Here is a 23,606-nt window from a genome sequence, read left to right as displayed (position 1 = left end):
AAAAATAATGAAAAAGGCAGTTTTGGGAATATTTCCTGAAACTGCCTTTTTTGCACAAATTTAATTAAAAATGTTGATGCTTTCGTGAGAATGTGGTATGGTTTATTAAGTCTATTATAAGGAAAGGAAATAGTGAGCCATGCAGACATTTCAGATTAACACAAAGGAAAAAAGAGAAGCAACAGGCGATCTCTTCGGCATTTTTTTTGAAGACATTAATCATGCGGCAGATGGCGGACTTTATGCGGAGCTGATCCAGAACCGTGCATTTGAATTTGATCCGATTGACAATAAAAATTATCATGCACTGTATGCGTGGATGCCTTGTCAGTTAGATGAAAAAAATGGACAGACAGACGCAGCTGATGTTTCACTTACCATTCTGACAGAGAGTCCTTATACGAAGAAGAACCCACACTATCTTCGTATAACGGCAAATTCGGCAGCAGCAGGTGTAAAAAACCTTGGCTTTAACAGTGGAATTGCACTTGAAGGTGGGGAAACATATCATTTTTCCTGCTATTTAAGAAAAATAGACGAGCCAGTGACAGTTAAGGCCTGTCTGATTGGAAAAGAAGGACAAATCTATGCATCATGTGAGCTTATAGCAGATGCTTCTGATTGGAAAAAGTATACGGCAGATCTTAAAATTGCAGAAGGCACAAGCTGCACAGATGCAAATCTGGCGCTTGTCTGCATGACACCGGGCAGTGTGGAAGTGGATTTTGTATCACTATTTCCAGCGCACACATATAAGAACCGCCCAAATGGTCTTAGAAAAGATTTATGCGAGATGCTCGAAGCAATGCATCCGAAGTTCATACGTTTTCCGGGAGGCTGTCTTGTACATGACGGACAGCTTGATGAGAATGCAAGAGATTCGATGTATCGCTGGAAAAATACGATTGGACCTGTTGAGGAGCGCCCGGCGAGACGAAATAACTGGGGATATAATCAGACACTTGGTCTTGGCTATTATGAATATTTCCAGCTGGCAGAGGATATAGGTGCAGAGCCTCTTCCAGTACTTCCGGCAGCATACGATCCGCATCATCAAAGAAAGGTCCCACTTGATGAACTTGGTCCTTGGATTGACGATGCACTTGATCTTATTGAGTTTGCAAATGGCGATGAGACAACTGTTTGGGGAAAGAAGCGTGCCGATATGGGTCATCCAAAGCCATTTGGATTACATTATCTAGCAATTGGAAATGAGGAGGTTGGCGAGGGCTTTACCGAGCGCTATCCATATTTTCATAAGGCAATCCGTGAAAAATATCCTGATATTAAGCTGATTGGTTCAGCAAGTCCATTTGCCGCAGGCGGTGAGTATGAGCGCGGATGGGCAAGTGCAAGAGAATGCGGCTGTGATCTGATCGATGAGCATTACTATATGAATACCGACTGGATGATAGCAAATGTAGATCGCTATGATAATTTCCTATCATCTGATCCCAAGGTATTTTTGGGTGAGTATGCATCATGGGGCAATCAGTGGGAGAATGGTCTTGCTGAGGCTGCCTTTATGACAGGTCTTGAGAAAAATGTGCATGCAGTTGGACTGGCATGCTATGCGCCGATGTTTGCAAATGTGGATTATGTAAATTGGCGTCCTGATATGATATGGTTTGATAATAATCAGGTGTATGGCTCTGTTAATTATTATGTTCAGAGTATGTTTATGCGCCATCAGGGAACTCATCGATTAGATTTTACTGTTACAGAGCCAGAACTTGAGCAGACAGCGCGCCTTTTGGCAGAACAAAAAATCCGCGAAAGCGCAAAGACTATAAGCGGTCCAATTCGTGTGTTAGTCAACGAGGGACAGGGTGTGTTCTTTGAGGTGACAGTGAAAAATCATGATACAGGAAAGCTGCATCGTTTTACAGACTGTGTGTGCGGAACTGAGAGTGAAAATCGTGCTGCTTCCTATGAAAATGCAGTCGAGACTGGTGTAATTCCAAAGGATTGGACAAATTATACGCTTACCATGAAGGCAAAAGAGACAGAGGGCAAAAAGGGATTTCTTGTTTATCTTGGAGAAGCATCTGACCATATGCTCTGGACGCTTGGCGGCTGGCAGAATCTGGATATAAGCATGGAGCATTTTAAAAATGGCAGGGGAGCATGCTTAAGTGAGGCAATGTTCTCGGCAGAGAAGGATCATGAGTATGAGCTGATGCTTGTTGTAAAGGATCGCACGATGAAGATATATGTGGATGGCGAGGAATACCTTGATACAATTGACAAGATTCCTGTGCCAAAGCCACTGTATGTATCTGCAGCGCTTGATGAGGCAACTGGTGATGTGATTGTAAAGGCGGTAAACATTACTGGAAATTCACAGACAGCGCAGCTTGCACTTGATGGTGTAAATGGTACACATAACGTGCTTGTAGAGAAGATGGCTGCAGCATTGTCTGATGAAAATACAATGGAAAATAAAAAATGTGTCGTTCCGGCTGTGAGCGAGGAAACTATTCCAGACGGCACATTTACGCGCACGTTTGAGCCATATTCATTGACCATTCTTAGAATCCGCCAATAATAAAAACAGACGTTGTACAGGAAAGGTTTTGCAATGTTATACATGATTAATCATGGTGCCGTCTCCTACGGGGCGAACACCATCTTAACGAATATTAATTTTGAAATCAACGCCGGACAGAAAATTGCCGTCGTTGGAAGAAACGGCTGCGGAAAGACAACTCTTTTAAAGCTGATTGAGGGTGAGGTTGCACTTGAGAAGCGAGACAGCGATGAGGATATTTATATCGCAAAGAGCGGAAATCCGGTGATCGGTTATTTAAAGCAGATCGCGTTTGCAGATGAGACAATTTCTATGGAGACTGAGGTGCGAAAGGTGTTTGAGCCGTACCGCGAAAAGCAGCGTGAGCTAGAAGCACAGCGCCAGATCATGGAATCAGATCCATCTGAGTTAAATATCAGAATCTATACCCAGATGCAGGAGCAGTTTACTGATATGGGCGGCTACTACTATGAAAAAGAGTATGAGACAATGCTTCGCAAATTTGGTTTTACTGAAGCTGACAAGAAAAAGCCGCTTAGAGAATTTTCAGGTGGACAGCAGACAAAGCTTGGATTTATCAAGATGCTTCTCTCAAAGCCGGATATTCTTCTTTTGGACGAGCCGACTAACCACCTTGATATCGAGACAATTGAATGGCTTGAGAATTATTTAAAGGCGTATAATAGGGCTGTTGTTATCGTATCTCATGATAGATTATTTTTGGATCGTATTGTCGATACAGTATATGAGATTGAGTATGGAATCACACATCGCTACAGTGGAAATTATACCTCCTTTGTGGAGCAGAAAAAAGCAGCCTGGGATAAGCAGGAAAAGGATTATCAGGCACAGCAAAAGGAAATTGCGCGTCTGATGGAGATTGTAGAAAAATTTAAAAATAAGCCTACAAAGGTTGCAATGACACGCTCAAAGCTAAAACAGATTGAGCATATGGAAAAGATTGCACCGCCGCAGCGCTATGATCTAAAGGCATTTCATGCTAATTTCCAGCCTGAGGTTGAGACAGGAAAGGAAGTATTTACTGCCAGAAATCTTCAGATTGGATATGACCGTGTTCTTTCAGAGGTGAATCTTACACTTGAGAGAGGTCAAAAGCTTGGTATTGTTGGAGGAAATGGCCTTGGTAAATCTACGTTTTTAAAGACAATGATGGGGATGATTCAGCCTCTTGGCGGCGAGTATCAGTATGGCATTCGTGTGCAGATTGGATATTTCGATCAGCAGATGGCACATTATACTAGTGATGCCACCGTCATGGATGACTACTGGGCAGAATATCCGAACCTGACGCAGACAGAGGTGCGAAATGCTCTTGGTGCATTCCTTTTTACTGGTGATGATGTGTTTAAGCAGGTCAGCATGCTTTCCGGAGGAGAGCGCGTGAGACTGGCACTTTGTAAGATCTTAAAGAAAAAACCAAATCTTTTGATCCTCGATGAGCCGACAAACCATATGGATATTGTCGGAAAAGAAGCACTAGAGCAGATGCTAAAGGGCTATCAGGGAACACTTGTATTTGTTTCACATGACCGTTATTTTGTTCGTCAGGTGGCAGATAAGATTTTAAGCTTTGACGGCGGTGTAACGACATATTATCCGTTTGGCTATGAGCAGTACGAGGAGGCGACAGCTGACAAGGACGATCAGGTAAGCTTTGGCAAATATGCAGCTGTTTCACCGGCAGCAAAGCTTGCTATAGAGCAGGAAAAAAATAAGACAGCTGCATCTGCGTCATCAAAGACTCTTTATGCTAATCCGGGAAAGGAGCGCTCACGTTTATCTGCAAAGGTCAAAAAGGCCGAGGCAGCAGTTGAAGCTTGTGAGGAGGCACTTTCAAAGTTACAGGATGAATTAAATGATCCTGCAATTGCAGCAAGCTACAGTAAGCTGCAGGAGGCACAAAAGAAGGTCGACGCTAAAGAAGAGGAGCTCAATGGACTGATGGAAGTATGGGAGCAGGCTAGTGCCGAGCTCGATGCGTTCGAGGAGTCCTTAGCTAAATAAAGAAGGAAGAGGGTACTTGGTATGAGTGAGCAATCACAAAAAACTACGGGAATCAGAGACGCCAGAACGCTCGGAATCCCGAAAATGCTGCTGCTTGGAATACAGCACATGTTTGCAATGTTTGGAGCAACGATTCTTGTTCCGATCCTGACAAATGTTTATTTTGAGGGAGAGGGACTTTCAGTTCAGGTAACGCTGATCTGTGCAGGTCTTGGAACGCTGTTTTTCCATCTGTGCTCCAAAATGAAGGTTCCTGCATTTTTAGGTTCTTCGTTTGCATTTTTGGGTGGATTTTCAGCTGTTGCAGCGCTTGATACAGGCATTTTTGCTGATATGACGATGGGTGAGAAGCTTCCGTATGCGTGTGGAGGAATTGTTGTTGCAGGACTTTTATATTTAATTCTTGCACTGATCGTAAAGATTGTTGGTGTAAGAAAAGTAATGAGATTTTTGCCTCCTGTTGTTACAGGACCAATGATCATTTTAATTGGTCTTTCACTGGCAGGAAGTGCTGTTACTAACGCATCACAGAACTGGCTTTTAGCAATTGTTGCACTTGCAATTATTATTATTGCAAACATCTGGGGTAAGGGAATGATTAAGATCATTCCGATTCTTCTCGGCGTTGTAGGTTCCTATGTATTTGCGCTGATTTTAAATGCACTTGGCGTAAAAAATCCAGACGGATCTGCTATTTTAACTTTCACTGAGGTATCTAAGGCTTCATGGGTAGGTTTGCCGCCATTTCAGTTATGTAAATTTGACCTGACTGCTATTCTTGTAATGGCACCGATTGCAATTGCATCAATGATGGAGCATATAGGAGATATGTCTGCTATTTCTGCAACTGTTGGAGAAAACTTTATCGAAGATCCGGGTCTGCACCGCACTCTTGTAGGTGATGGTCTTGCAACGTCTCTGTCTGCACTTGTTGGAGGTCCGGCTAACACAACATACGGAGAAAATACTGGTGTACTTGAACTTTCCAAGGTATATGATCCACGCGTTATCCGTATTGCAGCTATTTTTGCAGTAATCTTAAGCTTTATCCCGAAGGTATCAGAGATTATTGCATCTATTCCGTCTGCGATTATCGGTGGAGTTTCATTTATGCTGTATGGTATGATTTCTGCAATAGGTGTCAGAAATGTTGTTGAAAATAAAGTAGACCTTACAAAGTCAAGAAATTTGATTATCGCAGCTGTGATTTTAGTAAGTGGACTGGGCTTTTCAAGTGGACTTACATTTACAATCGGCGGAGCTTCCATTACGCTTACAGGTCTTGCAATTGCAGCAATCGCAGGTATTGTTCTGAATGCAATTCTTCCAGGCAATGATTATGAGTTTGGAATGAATGAGAAGGGCGATGAGAATCGCGGTATTCATGCTTAAGGAGTCTTTTTAAATGTTCTTAATGAAATCTTAATCCGTTACCGAATTGAATCTTAATGAGTAAAACAATATAATAAAAAGCAAACAGGAGGAAATGAGAATGCAATATTATATATATTCACTAGTTTGTTTTTTATTGCCGGGAACGGTATGGCTGATTTGGAATAAAGGAATGATAGCAGATAAAGCGTACAAGGTACGACATATTATCTGGATTTATATTTATCTGTTTTACGGGTATCTTGCAGTGCAGGAAGCCGCAGGAATTGGAACAATTTGGGATTTGATTGCTTATGGCAAGCTGGATAACAGTATTAATCTGATTCCAATTTCTTCCGAAGGTGCAATGACATATATCTTAAATATTATTATGTTTATGCCGTTTGGATTTTTACTGCCGCTTATCTGGAAAAATTTCAGAAATGCAAAAAAAGTAGTTTTGATGGGATTTTTGATGTCGTTGGCGATAGAAATCTGTCAGCTATTCAATATAAGGACAACAGACATTGATGATTTACTGATGAATACACTGGGAACTTTGGTTGGATACTGCTGTTGGAAGGTATTTTCGCTTATATTTCGTAATGCGGGAACAAAGTGTGTGGAAATAAAGAAAAGCGAACCTGTAATCTATATGTTTGGAGGAATTCTGGGCTTGTTTCTTTTGTATAACTGGAGAGTATTTAACTAGTGAAACCGATTGACAAAAACCATACTTTCGCCATATAATAAAGTAAGCTGCCGTTTTATGCGGCAGCTTATTTTTGGTAGAGATAAAAATGCAGGATAATTGATAGAATACCAGAGTTGTATCATCATGGAGCAATTCGTGGGTATCAGTGAGGAATAAAGTAGATGGAGATTATAGCAAAAATACAGACCGATTTTCCAACGAAATTCGGAATACCCAGACAGAGCGGACTTGTAGAGTCCTTAAAGGGTGTTATTACATTTGAGCCGAAGTATCGCAATCCTCAAGGTGTGTACGGATTGGACGGGTACAGCTACATCTGGCTTTTGTGGTCATTTAGTGAGAATCACAGAGAAGGCTGGTCGGCTACCGTAAAGCCACCGAGACTTGGCGGCAACAAGAGAATGGGAGTTTTTGCAACGAGATCTCCGTTTCGTCCAAACGATATTGGTCTTTCCTGTGTAAAATTAGAGCGAGTTGTCCTCGATGAGAAGAATGGACCGATGCTCTATGTAGCAGGCGTCGATCTGATGGATCAGACACCAATCTACGATATCAAGCCGTATATCCCATTTACGGACAGTCACCCAGACGCAAAGGGCGGCTTTTCTGATGCAGTGAAGGATTATGAGCTTGAAGTTTCATTCCCAGCTCATCTTCTGGCACATTTTCCAGAAGAGAAGAGGGAGGCAGTGATCTATGTGTTAAAGCAGGATCCACGCCCGGCCTACCAGCGCGACGAGACAAGACGTTACGGCGTAGACTTCGCCGGATTTGACGTGCGTTTCCACGTAAAAGGGCAGGTGCTTACCGTATGCGAGTTAGAGGAGCGCGCAAGCGGTATGATTTTTCGCTGAGCGACAAAAGTAAAAAATCGAATGGAGTTAAAGTATTATGAAGAACCAGAGTGAAAACAAGGTATATACATTGGCAGAGGTGCTTGGAAAGCACACCATTGCAGAGTTAAAGCAGATGACACAGGTACTTGAGGTAAAAGTATTATCCAAGGCGAAGAAGCAGGAAATTATCGATGCTTTGTCTGCAAAGCTGTTAGATAAGGAGCTTCTTACTGCATGGCTTCTTGCAGCAGGAAAGCAGGAGATTGAGGAATTAGAGCTTGCAATGGCAGAAGACGTTGTTATTGCAGAGGAGTCTGGCCGCTTCTATTATTGGAGAAATCTTCCAGTTGTATTTGTAACAGGTGATGGTGTTGTTGTAGTACCGTCTGAAACTGCTGCAGTATATAATGAGATTAAATCAGACAGTGAGTATGCACAGAAGAGATCACGTATCAATGTGTTTGATGAGTATTTGATGGCATGTGTAAACCTGTATCGTGCAATTGATATCACAACATTCTTGTCTATCGTAAATGGTCAGACAGGAATGAATGCAAAAAGACCAGAGCTTGAGAGCTGGTTAAAGGATCGTGAAGCAGTTCGCGGACAGCAGATGTACTTTTTTGAGGGCGGATATATTTTAAGCGAGGAGTATCGCACAAAGAAGGAAGGCGAGGTTGTTGATTATCATCAGCTTTTAGAGCGTCAGGGTGCAATGAGCTATTACATTCCGGCAAAGAGCGAACTGCTTCGCTATGCAGATCCGTACTATGTAGAAAAGACACCATCTTACGCTGCATTCTGCCGTTTCATTCAGGTTCGTCTTGGCCGTCCGGAAAACGAGGCAGCAGTGATCGGTTCTCATATCCAATTAATCATGCGCCATGGTGCAATGCCAAAAGACATCTTTGCTGAGATGGAGCGCTTTGGACTGACAGAGGAAAATGAGGAGCTGATGAGCGATTTCATCACAGTTATGATGGATATGTATAATAATACAAGAATGCCAGAGACAAGAGGCTTTACAACCGTAGAGGCACAGAAGGCAGATCCATCACGTCAGAAGAAGATTGCAAACGCTTCAGAGATTGTAACTTCTTCTATGCCAATCGTAAAAAACCGCATCGGCGGAAAGAAGATCTATCCAAATGATCTTTGTCCGTGCGGAAGCGGCAAGAAATATAAGAAGTGCTGCGGAAGAGTAAATAAATAATTAACTACCGGGCAACATAAAAGAAAGGCAGGTTTAATATGAGCTTACATTACCAATATGCGGATATGCATTGTGACACATTGCTTCATGGCTTGGGAAAAGGCGTAAATGACATATATGACATGCCAGATGCCATGCTGGACATCAAAAGAATGGCAGAGGCAAATGTGCTGTGCCAGTTCTTTGCTGTATTTTTTCCACCACGTCCAGAAATGCTCACACCACAGGAGCGTGAAAAACGATTACAGGCGGGTCGTCCAGAGATGCCGCCGGATGAGGAATTGTTTTCAAAGGCTGTCAGTCTGATGAAGGATTCCTTTGCGGGTCACAAGGATGTTATTCGTCAGGCATATTGTTTTGACGATGTGATGAAAAATAAGGAGCAGGGTCTTATCTCTGGTGTGCTTACAATTGAGGATGGCCGTATGGTAAACGGCAGCTTTGACCGTCTTGAACAGTTGGCAAAGACTGGTGTACGCGCAATTGCGCTTACATGGAACTTTGAAAACTGTTTTGGTGCGCCAAACTCGCGTGATCCAAAGATTATGTCTAAGGGTCTTAGCGCATTTGGTAAGGAAGCCATAGAAGCCATGAATGAGCTTGGCATTTTGGTAGATGTATCTCATCTGTCAGACGGAGGCTTTTATGATGTCGCAAAGATTTCAAAAAAGCCATTTGTTGCCACTCATTCAGACTGCCGCGCACTTGCAGCGCATCCAAGAAACTTGACGGATGATATGATCCGTCTGCTTGCCCAAAAAGGCGGCGTTTCAGGAATCAATTTTGCACCGGCATTTCTGGATGATACGCAGGGAAACAAGACAAGCCGCATAAGCGATATGGTGCGTCATGTAAAGCACTTTATCGAAATTGGCGGAGAAGACTGCGTTGGCATTGGTACCGATTTCGATGGTATCGGGGGAAATCTCGAGGTCGGAGAGCCAGGACAGCTTACACTTTTATTTGAAGCGCTTGAAAAAGCAGGAATTACACCGCGCCAGATTGATAAGATTGCATCAGGCAACGTGCTTCGCGTAATGAAAGAAACGATGCGCCCAAGATTTGAGTAAGCTGTAGGCAAAAAACATGAGGGGCTTTTGAGTAAAAAAGCAGGGAATGTGCAAATTGGGATTATTTGAGGAAAAAAGAGAAAGAATGGAGAGACAAAAAGATGAGCATGAAGTATGATTTTACAACAATTTTAAACCGCGAAGGAACAGGAGCAATTGCAGTCAGCAAGATTCCTTTTGACAACGCCGAAATTAAAGAAGGTTTTTCTAAGATTCCGATGTGGGTTGCAGATATGAATTATGCAACAGCACCGAGCGTTATTGAGGCAATACAGAATCGTCTGGCACATCCGGTTTTCGGCTATTTTGATATCAAGGATGCTTATAGTGAATCTATTATAGAGTGGCAGAAAACTAGAAATGGTGTAACAGATATTCCAAAGGAAGCTATTGACTATGAAAATGGTGTGCTTGGCGGTGTGTCTTCTGTATTGCAGGCATTTACAGCACCAGGTGAGGCAATTCTTCTTCATTCACCAGCATACATTGGATTTATCGGAACCATCACTAACATGGGACGAAAGATCGTTTACAGTCCATTAAAGAAGGACGAGCAGGGTGTATGGCGCATGGATTATGAGGATATGGATAAGAAGCTTAAGGAAAATCATATTCATCTGGCAATCTTTTGCACTCCTCACAACCCGTGTGGCCGTGTATGGGAGCGTGAAGAGATTGAGAAGGCAATGGAAGTTTATGAAAAGAATAAGTGTCTTGTCATTTCAGATGAGATCTGGTCTGATCTGACCTTAGAGGGTCATAAGCATATCCCGACACAAAGCGTGAATGAGTATGCTCATGAACATACCTTTGCTTTCTACGCGCCGTCAAAGACATTTAATCTGGCAGGTCTTGTAGGATCCTACCACATTGTATACAATAGCTATCTGCGTGACCGTTTGATGGAAGCAGAAAAGTGCAGTCATTACAATAGTGCAAATGTTCTTTCTATCAGTGCACTGATGGGTGCTTATACAAAGGAAGGTGCTGAGTGGGTTGATGAACTTCGCGAAGTTCTGACACAAAACGTTGATTATGCATATACATATATCACAACACATTTTGAAGGTGTTTCTGTAGCAAAGGCACAGGGAACCTACATGCTATATTTGGACTGCAGCGGCTGGCTTAAAGCGCATCCAGAGATGACTATGGATGATCTGATCCGTGCCGGAATTGCAGTTGGCGTTGTATGGCAGGACGGAAGACCGTTTATGAATCCAAATACGATCCGTATGAATCTTGCAGTTCCGCATGCGTTAGTAAAGGAAGCAATGGATCGTCTGGATAAATATGTATTTAACGCAAAGTAAGATATTTTAATTAGAGAGGATTAGCTGTCAAGAGGCAGCAAAAAAGGTTATTAGAATGGAAGCAATTCGATACGAGAATTCTGAAATTGATGAGAGGATTATCCGCGCCGTAACAGAGATCGGATATGAGGAGATGACACCAATTCAGCAGTCTGCTATTCCGGCACTGCTTGAAGGACGTGACATCATTGGACAGGCACAGACCGGAACTGGAAAAACAGCGGCATTTGGTATTCCGCTTGTTCAGATGATCGACCCGGAAGATGAGCGCGTGCAGGCAATCGTGCTTTGCCCGACCAGAGAACTGGCCATCCAGGCAGCAGATGAGCTGCGCCGCTACGCAAAATATCTGCCGGGTGTAAAAGTGCTTCCGGTGTACGGAGGACAGGATATTGAAAAACAGATTCGTTCTCTTCGCGGAAAGGTGTCCATTGTTGTTGGAACACCGGGAAGAGTTATGGATCATATGAGAAGACATACGCTTAAGCTTGAGGGCATCCGCATGGTTGTGCTGGATGAAGCTGACGAGATGTTAAACATGGGCTTCGTAGAGGATATTGAGACTATCCTTGCAGGTGTACCAGAGAATCATCAGACGGCATTGTTTTCAGCAACAATGCCGGATGAGATTCTTCGTATCACTGGCCGTTACCAGAAGGATGCACAGATGATTCAGATCGAGAGAAAGGAACTGACTATTCCACTTGTCAAGCAGTACTATTATGAGGTACAAAGACAGAACAAGGAAGAGGTAGTATGCCGTTTGCTTGATTATTACAATCCAAAGCGTTCTTTGATTTTCTGTAACACAAAGCATATGGCAGATGTGCTTTGCGAGAACTTAAAGGGAAGAGGCTATTTTGCTGATGCACTTCATGGTGATTTGAGCCAGATGATGCGTGATAAGGTTATGAACAGCTTTAGAAATGGCACGACAGAAATCCTTATTGCAACAGATGTTGCAGCAAGAGGTCTCGATGTGGATGATGTTGAAGCTGTATTTAATTTTGATATTCCACAGGATGTAGAGTATTATGTTCATCGTATTGGACGTACAGGACGTGCAGGAAGAAAGGGACGTTCCTTCACTCTTGTTGTCGGAAGAGAGATCTACCGTATCCGAGATATTGAGCGTATCTGCAATACACAGATCAAGCCTAGAATGGTTCCGTCTGTTGCAGATATCACACAGGCAAAGGCAAGCCAGATCTTTGATCAGGTTATGGAAGTGATTTCTAATAATGATCTGTCATCACTTCAAAAGAAGGTAGAGGACAAGATCGAAGAGGAGAATATCACGGCAATGGAGCTTTGTGCAGGTTTCTTAAAGCTTCATCTTGGAGATGACATGGAAGAAATTCCAGCAGAAAATTATATCGAAGAGATGAGAAAGAAGCGTGCTGAGAGAAAGGGCGGAAGAAGCGGCAGAAGAGACGACAGACGCGGTGATGATGACAGGCGCGAAGGCAAAGGCCGCCGCAGCAGACAAACTGACGAAGACGTTCTTGATATGATGCGTGAACACCGTCCAGGAAAGCGCAAGTCTGACAAGGCATTTGATAAAAAGTCTGATAAAAAATCGGATAAGAAATTTGAAAAAAAGGGAAGTGACAGAAAAAGATCAGACAAGTCTGAGAAGAAATCAAAGGGCTTGTTTGGAAAGGAGCGCACTTTCAAAAAGAACGATATTGATAAGAAGACAGGAAAGGCAAAGAAATGGAAGTAAGACAAAATCCACTTGGTAGTGCGCCGCTTGGCAAACTGCTTGTGAAATTTGCGATTCCGTCGATCATCAGTATGCTGGTATCAGCACTGTATAACATCGTAGACCAGATCTTTATCGGTCAGGGCGTTGGCATGTATGGAAATGCGGCAACAAATGTTGCATTTCCGCTGACAACACTTGCCACAGCTGTCGGTCTGATGCTTGGAATCGGTGGAGCATCTAATTTTAATCTTGAAATGGGACGAAAGCATGAGGAGAATGCGAAAAAAATCGCAGGAACCGCGTTTGGAAGTCTGGTAATTGCCGGTGTGATCATTTGTATTGTGGCAAGAATTTTTCTTCGTCCGCTGATCACGGTGTTTGGTGCGACAGAGTATGTTATGGATTATGCAATGACATATGTAGGAATTACATCGCTTGGAATGCCGTTCTTTGTATTGACAACAGGCGGAACTCATCTGATTCGTGCTGACGGAAAGCCAACGTATTCTATGCTGTCCGCACTGGCAGGTGCAGTCATCAACACGATTCTTGACCCACTGTTCATTTTTGTATTCAAGTGGGGCATCGCAGGTGCAGCATGGGCTACTATTATTGGACAGTTTTTCTCAGCAATGTTAGTGCTTGGTTATCTGCCAAAATTCCATACAGTAAAGCTTTCGCTGCATGATTTTATGCCAAAGCCGCGTTTCTTGAAAATGGTTATGGCGCTCGGTATGGCAGCCTGCTTTAATCAGCTGGCAATCTTTGTGACGCAGATTGTTATGAACAACGTGCTTCGTTACTACGGTGCGCTGTCTATCTACGGAAGCGATATTCCGCTTGCAGTAGTTGGCGTCGGCTCTAAGGTAAACATGGTGTTCTTGTCAATCGTCATAGGTATTTCACAGGGTGCACAGCCAATCATTGGATTTAACTACGGTGCAGCTCAGTACAGCCGTGTAAAGAAAACATATCGTTTGGCAGCAACAGTGGCAACCATAATTGCCGTCATTGCGTTTGCAGGATTTCAGATATTTCCGCGTCAGATTACGGCGCTGTTTGGAAGTGGTGATGAGCTGTATGAGCAATTTGCAGTATCATACTTCCGCGTTTTCATGTTCTGTACGTTCTTAAATGGTATTCAGCCGCTGACAGCAAACTTCTTCACTTCAATCGGAAAGGCACCGATGGGAATTTTCATTTCCATGACAAGACAGATCATCTTCTTGATCCCACTTGTACTGTTATTGCCGCTTGCATTTGGAATAGAAGGTGTCATGTTTGCCGGCCCGATCTCGGATGGTGTTGCAGGTGTGCTTGCTATCATACTTGTGCTTAGGCAATTTAAGAAAATGCCGGCAGAAGGACAGGCAAATTAAAAGATTATTATACAACAAAATGGGTATCCACAGGAAAATGAAACCTGTGGGTACCCATTTTTTATGACGTTTTATTCATCAATCTCGATAACTTTTTGAAGAAGGTTTCCGACAAATTCAATGACTGGTCCAAGTACAAAAGCCATGAGTACTGTGACCACTCCAAGCTTGCCGCCAAAAATCAATGCAATTATTACGACAAAGATGTCGAAGCCCATGCGCACAAAGCGAAATGGAATAGAAGAAGCTTTCTTTTTCAGTGAGTTCCAGATGATATACGGAACAGCATCATACGGCGCAGTTCCAAGATCAACATCCATATAGAGTGCAGCCGCGAAAATAAAGCAGATCAGCGAAGGAAACAGTACACAGATGCGCACTGTCATGGAAGTAAAAACGCCATCTGTGACAACACCAGCCGGAAGAACAATTCCCCAAAGCCAAGAGAAAAACTGCAGAGAGTAACCAACAAGAAACATGTTGGCAAGTGTTCCAAAGCCTAAGTTTCGTCCGCCAAAAATGATAACAAAAATAAGAAGAACAATGTTCATAAATGCCTGCCAGTCACCAATTGCCATACCAAGCTTATCTGATATTGCCAGATTCATCATTGTACAAGGGTCGGTGCCCATGTCACATAAAACAAGCCAGGACAGGCAAAACCCCATAAGGATAACAGCGAAAAGCACCAGAAGCAGACGGGGAACGAAATTTTTTCTTCGGTACATGTGAGTAAAAAAGTCTTTTGTAAAAATTGCGCTCATAAAAAAATCCTTTTGTATTGAATAGAGTACCCATCTGCAGTACAGACAAGCCATTTTTAAGTATAGCATAGTCTTACTGATTTGCAACAAAAAAATCAAACTTTCGGGCAGTGTCCCATAAGTAGTTCATTAATGCAAATATCAAAGTGATGGCTTAAATTGTAGAGATTATCAATAGTGGGAACAGAATCACCGTTCAACCAGTGGTAAATTGTTTGCGGACAGGAAAGTCCTAATATTTTCTGAAGGTCTTTTACAGTCATATCGTGCTGCTTCATCAATGAGCGCAGGTTCTGACCGATTTCTCTGGAGTCAAATTTTGGAATATCCCGCATTTGTTTTGTCTCCGTTTCTTTTGCTTTCTTGTCGTATTTACAGTAATACCAGAAAAAAGGCCAAGAAGCAAGAAAAATAGAACGCAGGATTCGACATAAGCTGTACTTTCGAGAAATCTGCATCTTGCCGTAATGTGGAAAAGCGATATAATAAATAAAAGGGGAGGCAGGCATAAACAAAACAAAGAAATACAAAAAGAGAGGTGTACCATGAATATAAACTGGGATGCAAAAGGCTATAAGGAAAATTTTTCATTTGTACATGAATATGGCGAGGATGTTGTCAGTCTGTTAAAGAGTCCAAAGGGAGCTGCTGTGCTTGATTTAGGCTGTGGAAATGGAGCATTAAGTGTAAAACTTTTGGAAAAAGGCTATAAGGTAATTGGAATGGATGCATCAGAGGCAATGCTTGAAATTGCAAAAGCACAATATCCGCATATGACATTTTTGCAAGGCGATGCATGCAGCTTTCATCTTAAGGAACCATTGGATGCGATCTTTTCCAATGCAGTGTTCCATTGGATTGATGCTTCGATGCACCCTCATATGTTGTGTCATCTCGCTGGACAGTTAAAGACAGGCGGTGAGCTTGTATGTGAGTTTGGCGGAAATGGCTGTGCAGAGACCGTTCACGCTGCGTTAGAGCGCGCATTTGCAAAGAGAGGCCTAGTCTATCCAAGAGTCTTTTATTTTCCAACTATTGGAGAATATGCACCACTCTTAGAAGAAGCAGGTTTTCGCGTTGAATATGCGGTACTTTTTGACCGTCCAACAAAGCAGAAAACAGAAGATGGCTTTAAAGACTGGGTAAATATGTTTGATAAGGCACCGTTTGAAGGAATGGATGAAGCATTAAAAGATGAGATCATTGCAGAAGCCGAAGCAGAATCAAAAGAAAAATTATATCATGACGGCAGCTGGTACATTGATTATGTGAGAATACGTTTTCGCGCCGTAAAGTATTAAAGCCATGGGGACAGGGACATTAATTCGGCCACTGTCCCTGTCCCCGCGGTCACTCTCTTATGAATTTCTGATAGATTACGCATGAAACAGCGGCAGTAATAAACTCAGTCAACCACATAGCATGCCATACACCATTTGCATCAAAAAATCTAGTTAAAATAAGCGCAGCTGGAATGATGATAATTATATAGCGCATTAGTGAGATCACAAGTGATGGAGCGCCTTTTCCGAGTCCTTCGAGTGCACCGGAAACGGTAACAGAAATCGAAGAGATGATAAAGCCAATGCTAATAATGCGAAGAGCAGAAGCGCCAAGGCGAATCGTTTCTGAATTAGAGGTGAAAAGTCCGATCAAGGAGCTTGGAATAGCAAGACAAAGTGCAGTACCGATTACCATGACACCAGATATAAGAATCAGAGAATCAAAGAAAATCTGCCTTACACGGGCATGTTCACCTGCACCATAATTGTAGCCAATCAGCGGACGCATTCCCTGAACAACACCATTTCCAGTCAGATAAAGGAAGGTCTGGAGCTTATAGTAGGCACCAAGAACAAGCACATATGACTGGGAATATGCAGCCAAAATTCCATTTAATGTGGAGACAAGCAGTGAAGGAAGCGCCAAATTTAATGTGGCAGGAATGCCGACAGTATAAAGGCGAAGTAATAGTTGCTTGCTTGGCTTGCAGCAGGAAAGAGAAAATGTTACAGGCAGTGGACGAACCACGCAGAAAACAAGGTAAATTACAAGAGACAGCATTTGTCCAATGGCAGTTGCAATTGCAGCACCTTCAATTCCCATCGCTGGAAAAGGTCCGATGCCAAAGATCATAAGTGGATCCAAAATAATGTTTCCGATACAGCCTGCCATCATGGCAACCATCGAAACCTTCATGCGTCCTGTTGCCTGAAAAATTTTTTCAAGAGATATTGAAATTCCAATCGGAATTGAGAAACTAAGGGTGATTCTTGCATAACGAATACCTAAAGATATCACGTCCTGATCAGTTGTAAACAGCTCCAAAAAAGGGCGAATAAAGGTTAGACAGACAATCATAAGAAGTAGTCCGTGAAATGCATTTAATAATGTGCCAAGTGAGGCAGCACGGTCGGCTTCTTTTTTATTTCCAGCACCAAGGTGGATGGAAATAACAGCATTTGTTCCAATTGCAAAGCCAACGGTGATTGCCGTAATCAAGTTTTGAATTGGATAAACAAGAGAGAGTGCTGTCATGGCATTGTCGCTTATTTTTGCGATAAAGATGCTGTCAACAATGTTATACAAAGAATTGACAAGCATAGACAGAGTCATAGGCAGTGCCATAGAAACTACAAGCGGCAACACTGGTTTTTGCTTCATGTAAGTTTGATCCATAAAAAAAGAACTCCTTTCTGCTTTAAAGCGTTCTCACGAAAACATTTATTGGTTTTGCTGCGCAAAAAATACCGCACAACAAATACGGGAACACAGAGAACGTAGTATTGTTGTGTGGCGAAAAATAAAGATATCTTAATTTAATTAGTCTTTATGAAAAGTCCACGGCCGGAATCCGGTTTTAGTACCAACATAGAATAGCAAAAATAAAGAGAGATGTCAAGCTTGACAAACAGGAAAAGATGCTATACTGTTGAGTTATGTATTTAAAATAACATGGCAAGGAAGGGAGACATCAGATGAGTTTGACACAAATAAACCTAAAGCCATATTGGGATGAAAATACAATTGAAAGAATGGATGTGACAATAAAGATCACAGGATTGTCTTATAAAGAGGGGGAGCGGCTGTGCAGTATGCAGCTAAGCACCGTGACAATTCCGGGATGTGAGCCAAATGCTTTACAGATTTGTGATGAAAGCGGTGCGGTTTTGGTGAAGGAGTCAGAAGAAACACCATATCCGTATCATTGGCGCAGATGGAACGTGCAGCGCGGCACAGAGGGAAATGTAAAGATTAATTATACAGTATATCCGCGAGAGATAAAGCCAACAGATATTTGCGGTCCATATTTTGACTTTCGTGCAGAAAAGGGAGGTGCAAACAGTGCAGGCTTTTCTTTTTTAATGGATATTGAAAAGGCAGAAGAATGCGAGCTTTCATGGGATATGAGTGCGATGCCAGAGAAAAGCCGCGGTGTTTGCACATTAGGGGAGCATAAAGTAAAGGCGAAGACACTTGATAGGCTTCGTGAATGTTATTTTGCTATGGGACAATTAAATGCTATTGAAGAGGGTGATTTTGGCTTTTACTGGATGAGTCAGCCGCCATTTGACGTGAAAGAGGTTGCTGAGTATACAAAAAAACTTTTTGGTCAGATGCAGAAATTCTTCAAGGATACCGAAAAGGTCTACCGTATTTTCGTGAGAAAGGATCCATTTTTGACAAGCGGAGGAACGGCGCTTTATCGTTCCTATCTTTTTGGCTGGAATACAACTCAGCCATGCAGCCTTGAAGATAAAAAGGCTATTCTTGCACATGAGATGGTACATAACTGGCCGCAGCTAAATGATAATCCATATGGTGTCACAACATGGTATTCGGAAGGCACAGCTGAGTATTACAGCGTACTTTTACCGCTTAGACTTGGCCTTATGACAGATGATGAGGCTATTTTGGAGCTTCAAAAGCGCACAGATGCATATTATTCAAATCCGACAAGAGCACTTGGAGATGAGGAGGCTGCCGCCATTTGCTGGAAAGACCGCAGGGCGCAGCGACTGGTTTATGGCAGAGGAATGATTTTTATAATCAATACTGATATTATGATTCGCAAGGCAACAAATGGCGCACACAGCATAGATGATGTTGTGCTTGATATTTTACAGAAAGATTGCGCAGGAATACAGCTTGGAAACGAAATATTTTTAACGTCTGTAAAGAAAATTAGTGGTCTTGATGTGCGAAGTGAATGGGAAGATATGCATACAGGAAAGGAAATTATTCCGTTAAGCGGAGGCTTTGACGGTCATTTTGCCGTAGTGGAAAAAGAGATCGACGAAGCAGATACAGGAAAAAAAGTGCGTTCCTGGACATGGATCAAACGAGAGACGAAAAAAGGAAAATAATATGAGCGCTCAAGTGAGAGGAGGCAAATAGAAATGGAAAACAATACGACACAGCTCAAGAAATTTACACCAGAGACGATGAAAGAAATCGTTTATGTCACATGGCCGACACTTGCACCAGCAGGGGACAAAGCTGCATGGGTTGATTGGAAGGGCGACATGAAAAGTGGTCTGTTTTCTTCAAAGATTCATCTGATGGAAAATTTATTACAAAATGCGACAGGCGCAGAGGGTATGGACGCGGCTCGAAAAGAATCTGTTTTGACACCAGATGGAGTGAAAGAAAAACAGCCAGTTTTTCTTTCAGATGGCGTTCATATGGCGTATCTGTCGAATGAGACAGGTGAGTTTCAGGTATTTATTAAAAATCTTAATACAAATGAAAAACGCCAGATCACAACACTTCGTCATGGTGTACTGCGCTATAAACTGTCAGATGATGAGACAAAACTTGTTTTTGAGGCAACGCTTTGGCCAGAGGAGATTCAGGAAAATACTGCATTCGAAGAGATGACGCCAGAAAAGAAGGCACAGTGGGAAGAGGATCTTGATTGGAGACCATATGAGATTACTAATCTGACATATAAGCTTGATGAGTGGCACGGTATGAGAAAAGGTGAGTTTTCACATATAGGTACGGCAGAACTTTCATCAAAAAAACAAAAGCTTTTTACATCAGACTGCATGGAAAAGATGGAAGCAATTTATCCATCCTGGTCTCACGATGGCAAAAAAATTGCGTTTTATGGATATCCGTATGAAGGCGCAAAAGGCTTTGATGTAGAATTGTTTGTATGTGATGAGAATGGAAAAAATCTGAAGCAAATAAGCCGCGACAATGGTATTTATGGAGATCATGCACCGGCCTTTACAGTAGACGATACTGGCATCGTAACGATGGTGTTTGGTGATTTTGAAGATGCAAGCTGCGTACAGTTGCCAATGCTGTTTGATTTAATAAATAATACGCATCGATATTTGATCGACGAGTGGGACGAATCCATCTGCCATGGTGTTCATCCGCTTCGCGCCGGTTCTCTTGAGTACGGTGATCATTCTCCTTACTTCAGACTCACAAAGGATGGAAAGTATCTATATTTCCAGACAGGACGTCACGGCCGTTATTCCCTTTGCCGTGTAAGAATTGACGCGGCAAAGTCAGAGACAGCAGAAGTATCTTCGGTGACGGACTCAGTGATCAAGCCAAGCCCAGTTGAGATGGTTCTAGAAGGTCAGACCGACATTCAGGAATTTTCTATGAATGAAAATGGTCAGATCGTGACAATTCAGGCAGATTGGCTTCATCCAGCTGAACTTTGGATGAATGGAGAGAAGCTGACAGACAGCAATCCGTGGCTGTCTGAATATGCGCTTGCTGATGTTGAAGAACATTGGGTAAAGAGTAATGACGGCAAGGCAGATCTTCAATATTTTCTTGTGAAGCCAGTCAGCTTTGAAAAAAATAAGCAGTATCCTGCAGTACTTGATATAAAGGGTGGCCCTACAACCATGTATGGACTGACTTTCTGGCATGAGTTTCAAGCACTTGCTTCTTTGGGGATGGCAGTTATTTTTGGAAATCCAAGAGGAAGCACAGGCTTTGGACGTGCATATTGTGCCGGAGGCGTCTGCTGGGGAAATGAGGCGATGGATGATCTTGTACAGTTTGTGGAGGATGCCATATCAAAGGGATTTATTGATGAAAAGAGAGTGGGTGTCACAGGAGGCAGCTACGGCGGCTACATGACAAACAAGTTGATCGGAAGAACAAATGTCTTTGCAGCAGCTGTCACGCAGCGCTGTCTTGCAAACACTGCAACTTCCTACGGTACAGGAGATATGGGCTTTGTCTCATCGCGTCAGATTCCGAAACATTTTCATATGCTTGATTATTTAGAAGACCGCGCAAGAGGAAATATCATTTCCTACATCGATCATTTTAAGGTGCCGTTGCTGATTCTTCATGCGTATCAAGATTATCGCTGCGGATTTGAACAGGCAGAACAGGTATTTATTCCAATGAAAGAGAGAAATCCGGAGATTCCATGCCGCATGGTCATGTTTCCAAATGAAAATCATGGAATGACAAGAAACGGAAAGCTGTATCATCAGGTTCGCCATCTGCAGGAGATGACTAACTGGTTTGTTAAATATCTGATAGAAGAGCCTGACTGGAAGACAAAAGCAGATGAAAAGAGTGAGAAAGATACTGATTTTATGAAAACACAGGAGGTGAAGGGATGATGCGTTTACCTGAATTTGAGGATTGCCGTGATCTTGAACAGTTAAATGGAGGCGATTATTTTCCACAAAAGGAGCTTGTCTGCTATGCCTCCAACCACACAAATGGTATTGTGATAAAAAATTTAAAGACAAATGAGAGTGTGACAGTGACAGCAGGCGGCACAGGTGAGGGAGGTCCGTCCTTCTCTCCAGATGGAGATAAGATTTTATTTGTCTCATCAAAGAAAGGTGTGGGACGTCAGGCATTTGTTTATGAGATTAAGAGCAAGAGTATAACACAGATTACTCATGTAAAAGGTGCCGTCATGGAGCCGCAGTGGTCACCGGATGGAACGAAGGTGTTGTTTTCTGTGATTACCTCCGGCGCATCACAGAATACATCGAATTCATCGGATGCGTCCAATGCATCCAATGCTGCAAGCGCTTCATCGTCTGCTGTATCTGCAACGCAGGAGCAGTTTGTTCATGACGACGATGCTGTTGCTACTGAGGATTTTGGCTACAAATTTGATGGTATGGGATTTATTCGTCCAGATACACACTGGCATTTGTTTGCTGCATCTGCTGACGGCACAAGTGAGACTCAGTTAACAGACGGCGAGTATGATTATCTTCATGCCGCATGGGCGCCAGACAGCAAAAAGATCGTCTGCGTCAGCAACCGTTTCCGCAAAAGACAGGAAGGAATTGGCTATGATCTTCTGCTGATTGATGTGGACAAGGAGCCTGGAAAGCTTCGCAAACTGACAGAAGGATATTGGCTTGTTTCTTATCCAAATCCAGTGCGCCCAGTATTTACGCCAGATGGAAAATCAGTCATCGCTGTAGTCTTAAATCCAGAATATGTCGATGATGAGTCAGAGATGGGCTACCCAGAGGGTTATCTTTACCGCTTTGATGTTTGTGATGGCAAAGCAACACCAATATTTATTCAGGATGATAATTGCTATCAGTGTGTACAGTTTCCGTACAATGCAGGCTGTGGACGAGGCATGGATAAGCTTCAGATTGATGAGAGCGGACGTTACGTATACTTTGTCAGTGGATTTAAGGGTCAGGGAAATTTGTACCGACTAGATTTAGAGGGTGATGGTCATGCAAAGCTTTTCTGGGGCGGCAAGCAGGTTTGCCATGGAATAAGTAAGGTGCAAAATGGACGTATCATGGCGGCGGCAGCAAAATCGACAGTGCCGGAATTTTATGCAGTTCTTGATGCAAAGACAGGAGAATTACTTGATATTGCGGTGCAGTCAGCACAGAAACTTTTGGATGAGGTAAAATTAAGCGAGCCAGAGGATTTCTTCTTTTCAACACTTGATGGTGAGAGTCATGTTCATGGCTTTGTCATGATGCCGCATGATGCAAAAAAAGGTGAAAAATATCCGGCGATTCTTTACATCCACGGAGGTCCGCATCCGTTTTACACATATGGTTTGACAATGGAGTTTCAGATGTTAGCAGCAAAGGGCTTTGCAGTTCTTTATTGCAATCCAAGAGGCAGCAGCGGCTACGGCTGGACACATGAAAATTACCAAAGAAGTATTGATGGATCTGCTTACTATGACCTTCTCCAATTTGTTGATGAAGCATGCAGACGTTTTGATATGATTGATGAACAGCGAATTGGTGTCACAGGCGGAAGTTACGGCGGTTATATGACAAATTATATGGCGACTCATGCAAAGCGTTTCAAGGCATATGTCACGCAGCGAAGCATCTCGAATGAATTAATCATGTATGCTAATTCTGATATGCAGGGCAAGAGTACAGACTATAAAAGCTATGAGGATTTCATGGTGGCTAAGCTTAAAGAGTCAGCTGTATCGTATGCAGAGCGTGTGGACAAGCCAATTTTGATTCTTCATGGAATGGACGATTACCGCACACCAATTGAGGGAGCGCATCAGTTTTATGTGGCTATAAAGGATCTGCATCCAGATTTGCCGGTTAAGATGGTAGCGTATCCGCATACAGGCCACGAGCAGCCAACTGACCCAAGACTATTAAAGCATTATTATCACGAGATGATTTTGTGGTTTGAAAAATACTTGTAAAAAGAAAGGCAAGAATT

Annotated in this window: 16 protein-coding genes; 14 read left to right on the top strand and 2 right to left on the bottom strand. The window is 42.7% G+C overall.

Going from position 1 to position 23,606, the window contains the following annotated elements; all coding sequences use genetic code 11:
• The first annotated feature begins 139 nt into the window (after window positions 1–139).
• From WJP93_RS11175 to WJP93_RS11130, 10 genes are all read left to right on the top strand, one after another.
• A complete protein-coding gene (locus WJP93_RS11175) occupies window positions 140–2,548 on the top strand; it encodes an alpha-L-arabinofuranosidase C-terminal domain-containing protein (RefSeq protein WP_337548360.1) in 2,409 nt (802 codons plus the stop codon).
• Window positions 2,549–2,581: 33 nt separating this feature from the next.
• Window positions 2,582–4,555, top strand: coding sequence for an ABC-F family ATP-binding cassette domain-containing protein (locus WJP93_RS11170; protein WP_337548358.1), 1,974 nt, complete (start codon window positions 2,582–2,584; stop codon window positions 4,553–4,555).
• A gap of 21 nt (window positions 4,556–4,576) precedes the next feature.
• A complete protein-coding gene (locus WJP93_RS11165) occupies window positions 4,577–5,947 on the top strand; it encodes a uracil-xanthine permease family protein (RefSeq protein ID WP_066560630.1) in 1,371 nt (456 codons plus the stop codon).
• A gap of 100 nt (window positions 5,948–6,047) precedes the next feature.
• A complete protein-coding gene (locus WJP93_RS11160; RefSeq protein WP_066560628.1) occupies window positions 6,048–6,638 on the top strand; it encodes a VanZ family protein in 591 nt (196 codons plus the stop codon).
• 164 nt (window positions 6,639–6,802) lie between these two features.
• Window positions 6,803–7,495: a tRNA (N6-threonylcarbamoyladenosine(37)-N6)-methyltransferase TrmO gene (gene tsaA / locus WJP93_RS11155; RefSeq protein WP_227101035.1), complete on the top strand. Its 693-nt coding sequence runs from the start codon at window positions 6,803–6,805 to the stop codon at window positions 7,493–7,495.
• 37 nt (window positions 7,496–7,532) lie between these two features.
• On the top strand, window positions 7,533–8,690 hold the full coding sequence (locus WJP93_RS11150) for an SEC-C domain-containing protein (protein WP_337548355.1): 1,158 nt from the start codon (window positions 7,533–7,535) through the stop codon (window positions 8,688–8,690).
• Between the two features lie 38 nt (window positions 8,691–8,728).
• Window positions 8,729–9,760: a dipeptidase gene (locus WJP93_RS11145; protein ID WP_337548354.1), complete on the top strand. Its 1,032-nt coding sequence runs from the start codon at window positions 8,729–8,731 to the stop codon at window positions 9,758–9,760.
• 107 nt (window positions 9,761–9,867) lie between these two features.
• Complete coding sequence (locus WJP93_RS11140; RefSeq protein WP_227101060.1) at window positions 9,868–11,073, top strand: aminotransferase class I/II-fold pyridoxal phosphate-dependent enzyme; 1,206 nt, start codon at window positions 9,868–9,870, stop codon at window positions 11,071–11,073.
• Window positions 11,074–11,128: 55 nt separating this feature from the next.
• Entirely contained in the window at window positions 11,129–12,799 is a 1,671-nt protein-coding gene (locus WJP93_RS11135; protein WP_337548352.1) for a DEAD/DEAH box helicase, read from the top strand.
• Entirely contained in the window at window positions 12,790–14,160 is a 1,371-nt protein-coding gene (locus tag WJP93_RS11130) for an MATE family efflux transporter (RefSeq protein ID WP_337548350.1), read from the top strand. Before WJP93_RS11135 ends, WJP93_RS11130 begins: the two co-directional genes overlap by 10 nt.
• A gap of 71 nt (window positions 14,161–14,231) precedes the next feature.
• Here WJP93_RS11130 and WJP93_RS11125 read toward each other — a convergent pair whose 3' ends face one another.
• Window positions 14,232–14,924, bottom strand: a complete 693-nt coding sequence (locus tag WJP93_RS11125) for a hypothetical protein (RefSeq protein WP_337548348.1) — start codon at window positions 14,922–14,924, stop codon at window positions 14,232–14,234.
• Window positions 14,925–15,469: 545 nt separating this feature from the next.
• Here WJP93_RS11125 and WJP93_RS11120 point away from each other — a divergent pair.
• Window positions 15,470–16,225 (top strand): class I SAM-dependent methyltransferase, encoded by a 756-nt coding sequence (locus WJP93_RS11120; RefSeq protein WP_227102111.1) that lies wholly within the window; start codon window positions 15,470–15,472, stop codon window positions 16,223–16,225.
• A 49-nt stretch (window positions 16,226–16,274) separates the two neighbouring features.
• Here WJP93_RS11120 and WJP93_RS11115 read toward each other — a convergent pair whose 3' ends face one another.
• Window positions 16,275–17,603, bottom strand: coding sequence for an MATE family efflux transporter (locus tag WJP93_RS11115; RefSeq protein WP_337548346.1), 1,329 nt, complete (start codon window positions 17,601–17,603; stop codon window positions 16,275–16,277).
• Between the two features lie 299 nt (window positions 17,604–17,902).
• Here WJP93_RS11115 and WJP93_RS11110 point away from each other — a divergent pair, with 299 nt between their 5' ends.
• Genes WJP93_RS11110 through WJP93_RS11100 form a run of 3 tightly spaced genes read left to right on the top strand, consistent with a single transcriptional unit; the run spans window position 17,903 to window position 23,589 of the window.
• Window positions 17,903–19,291, top strand: a complete 1,389-nt coding sequence (locus tag WJP93_RS11110; protein WP_337548345.1) for a hypothetical protein — start codon at window positions 17,903–17,905, stop codon at window positions 19,289–19,291.
• Between the two features lie 33 nt (window positions 19,292–19,324).
• On the top strand, window positions 19,325–21,535 hold the full coding sequence (locus WJP93_RS11105) for a prolyl oligopeptidase family serine peptidase (protein WP_337548343.1): 2,211 nt from the start codon (window positions 19,325–19,327) through the stop codon (window positions 21,533–21,535).
• A complete protein-coding gene (locus tag WJP93_RS11100) occupies window positions 21,532–23,589 on the top strand; it encodes a S9 family peptidase (RefSeq protein ID WP_337548342.1) in 2,058 nt (685 codons plus the stop codon). Before WJP93_RS11105 ends, WJP93_RS11100 begins: the two co-directional genes overlap by 4 nt.
• Window positions 23,590–23,606 lie beyond the last annotated feature (17 nt).

Origin of the sequence: Anthropogastromicrobium sp., assembly GCF_037349415.1 — a bacterium.
In the GTDB taxonomy this organism is placed as follows: Bacteria; Bacillota; Clostridia; order Lachnospirales; family Lachnospiraceae; genus Anthropogastromicrobium; species Anthropogastromicrobium aceti.
Note: the sequence above shows the minus strand (reverse complement) of the source record. Positions and strands in the feature narration are given on the sequence as shown.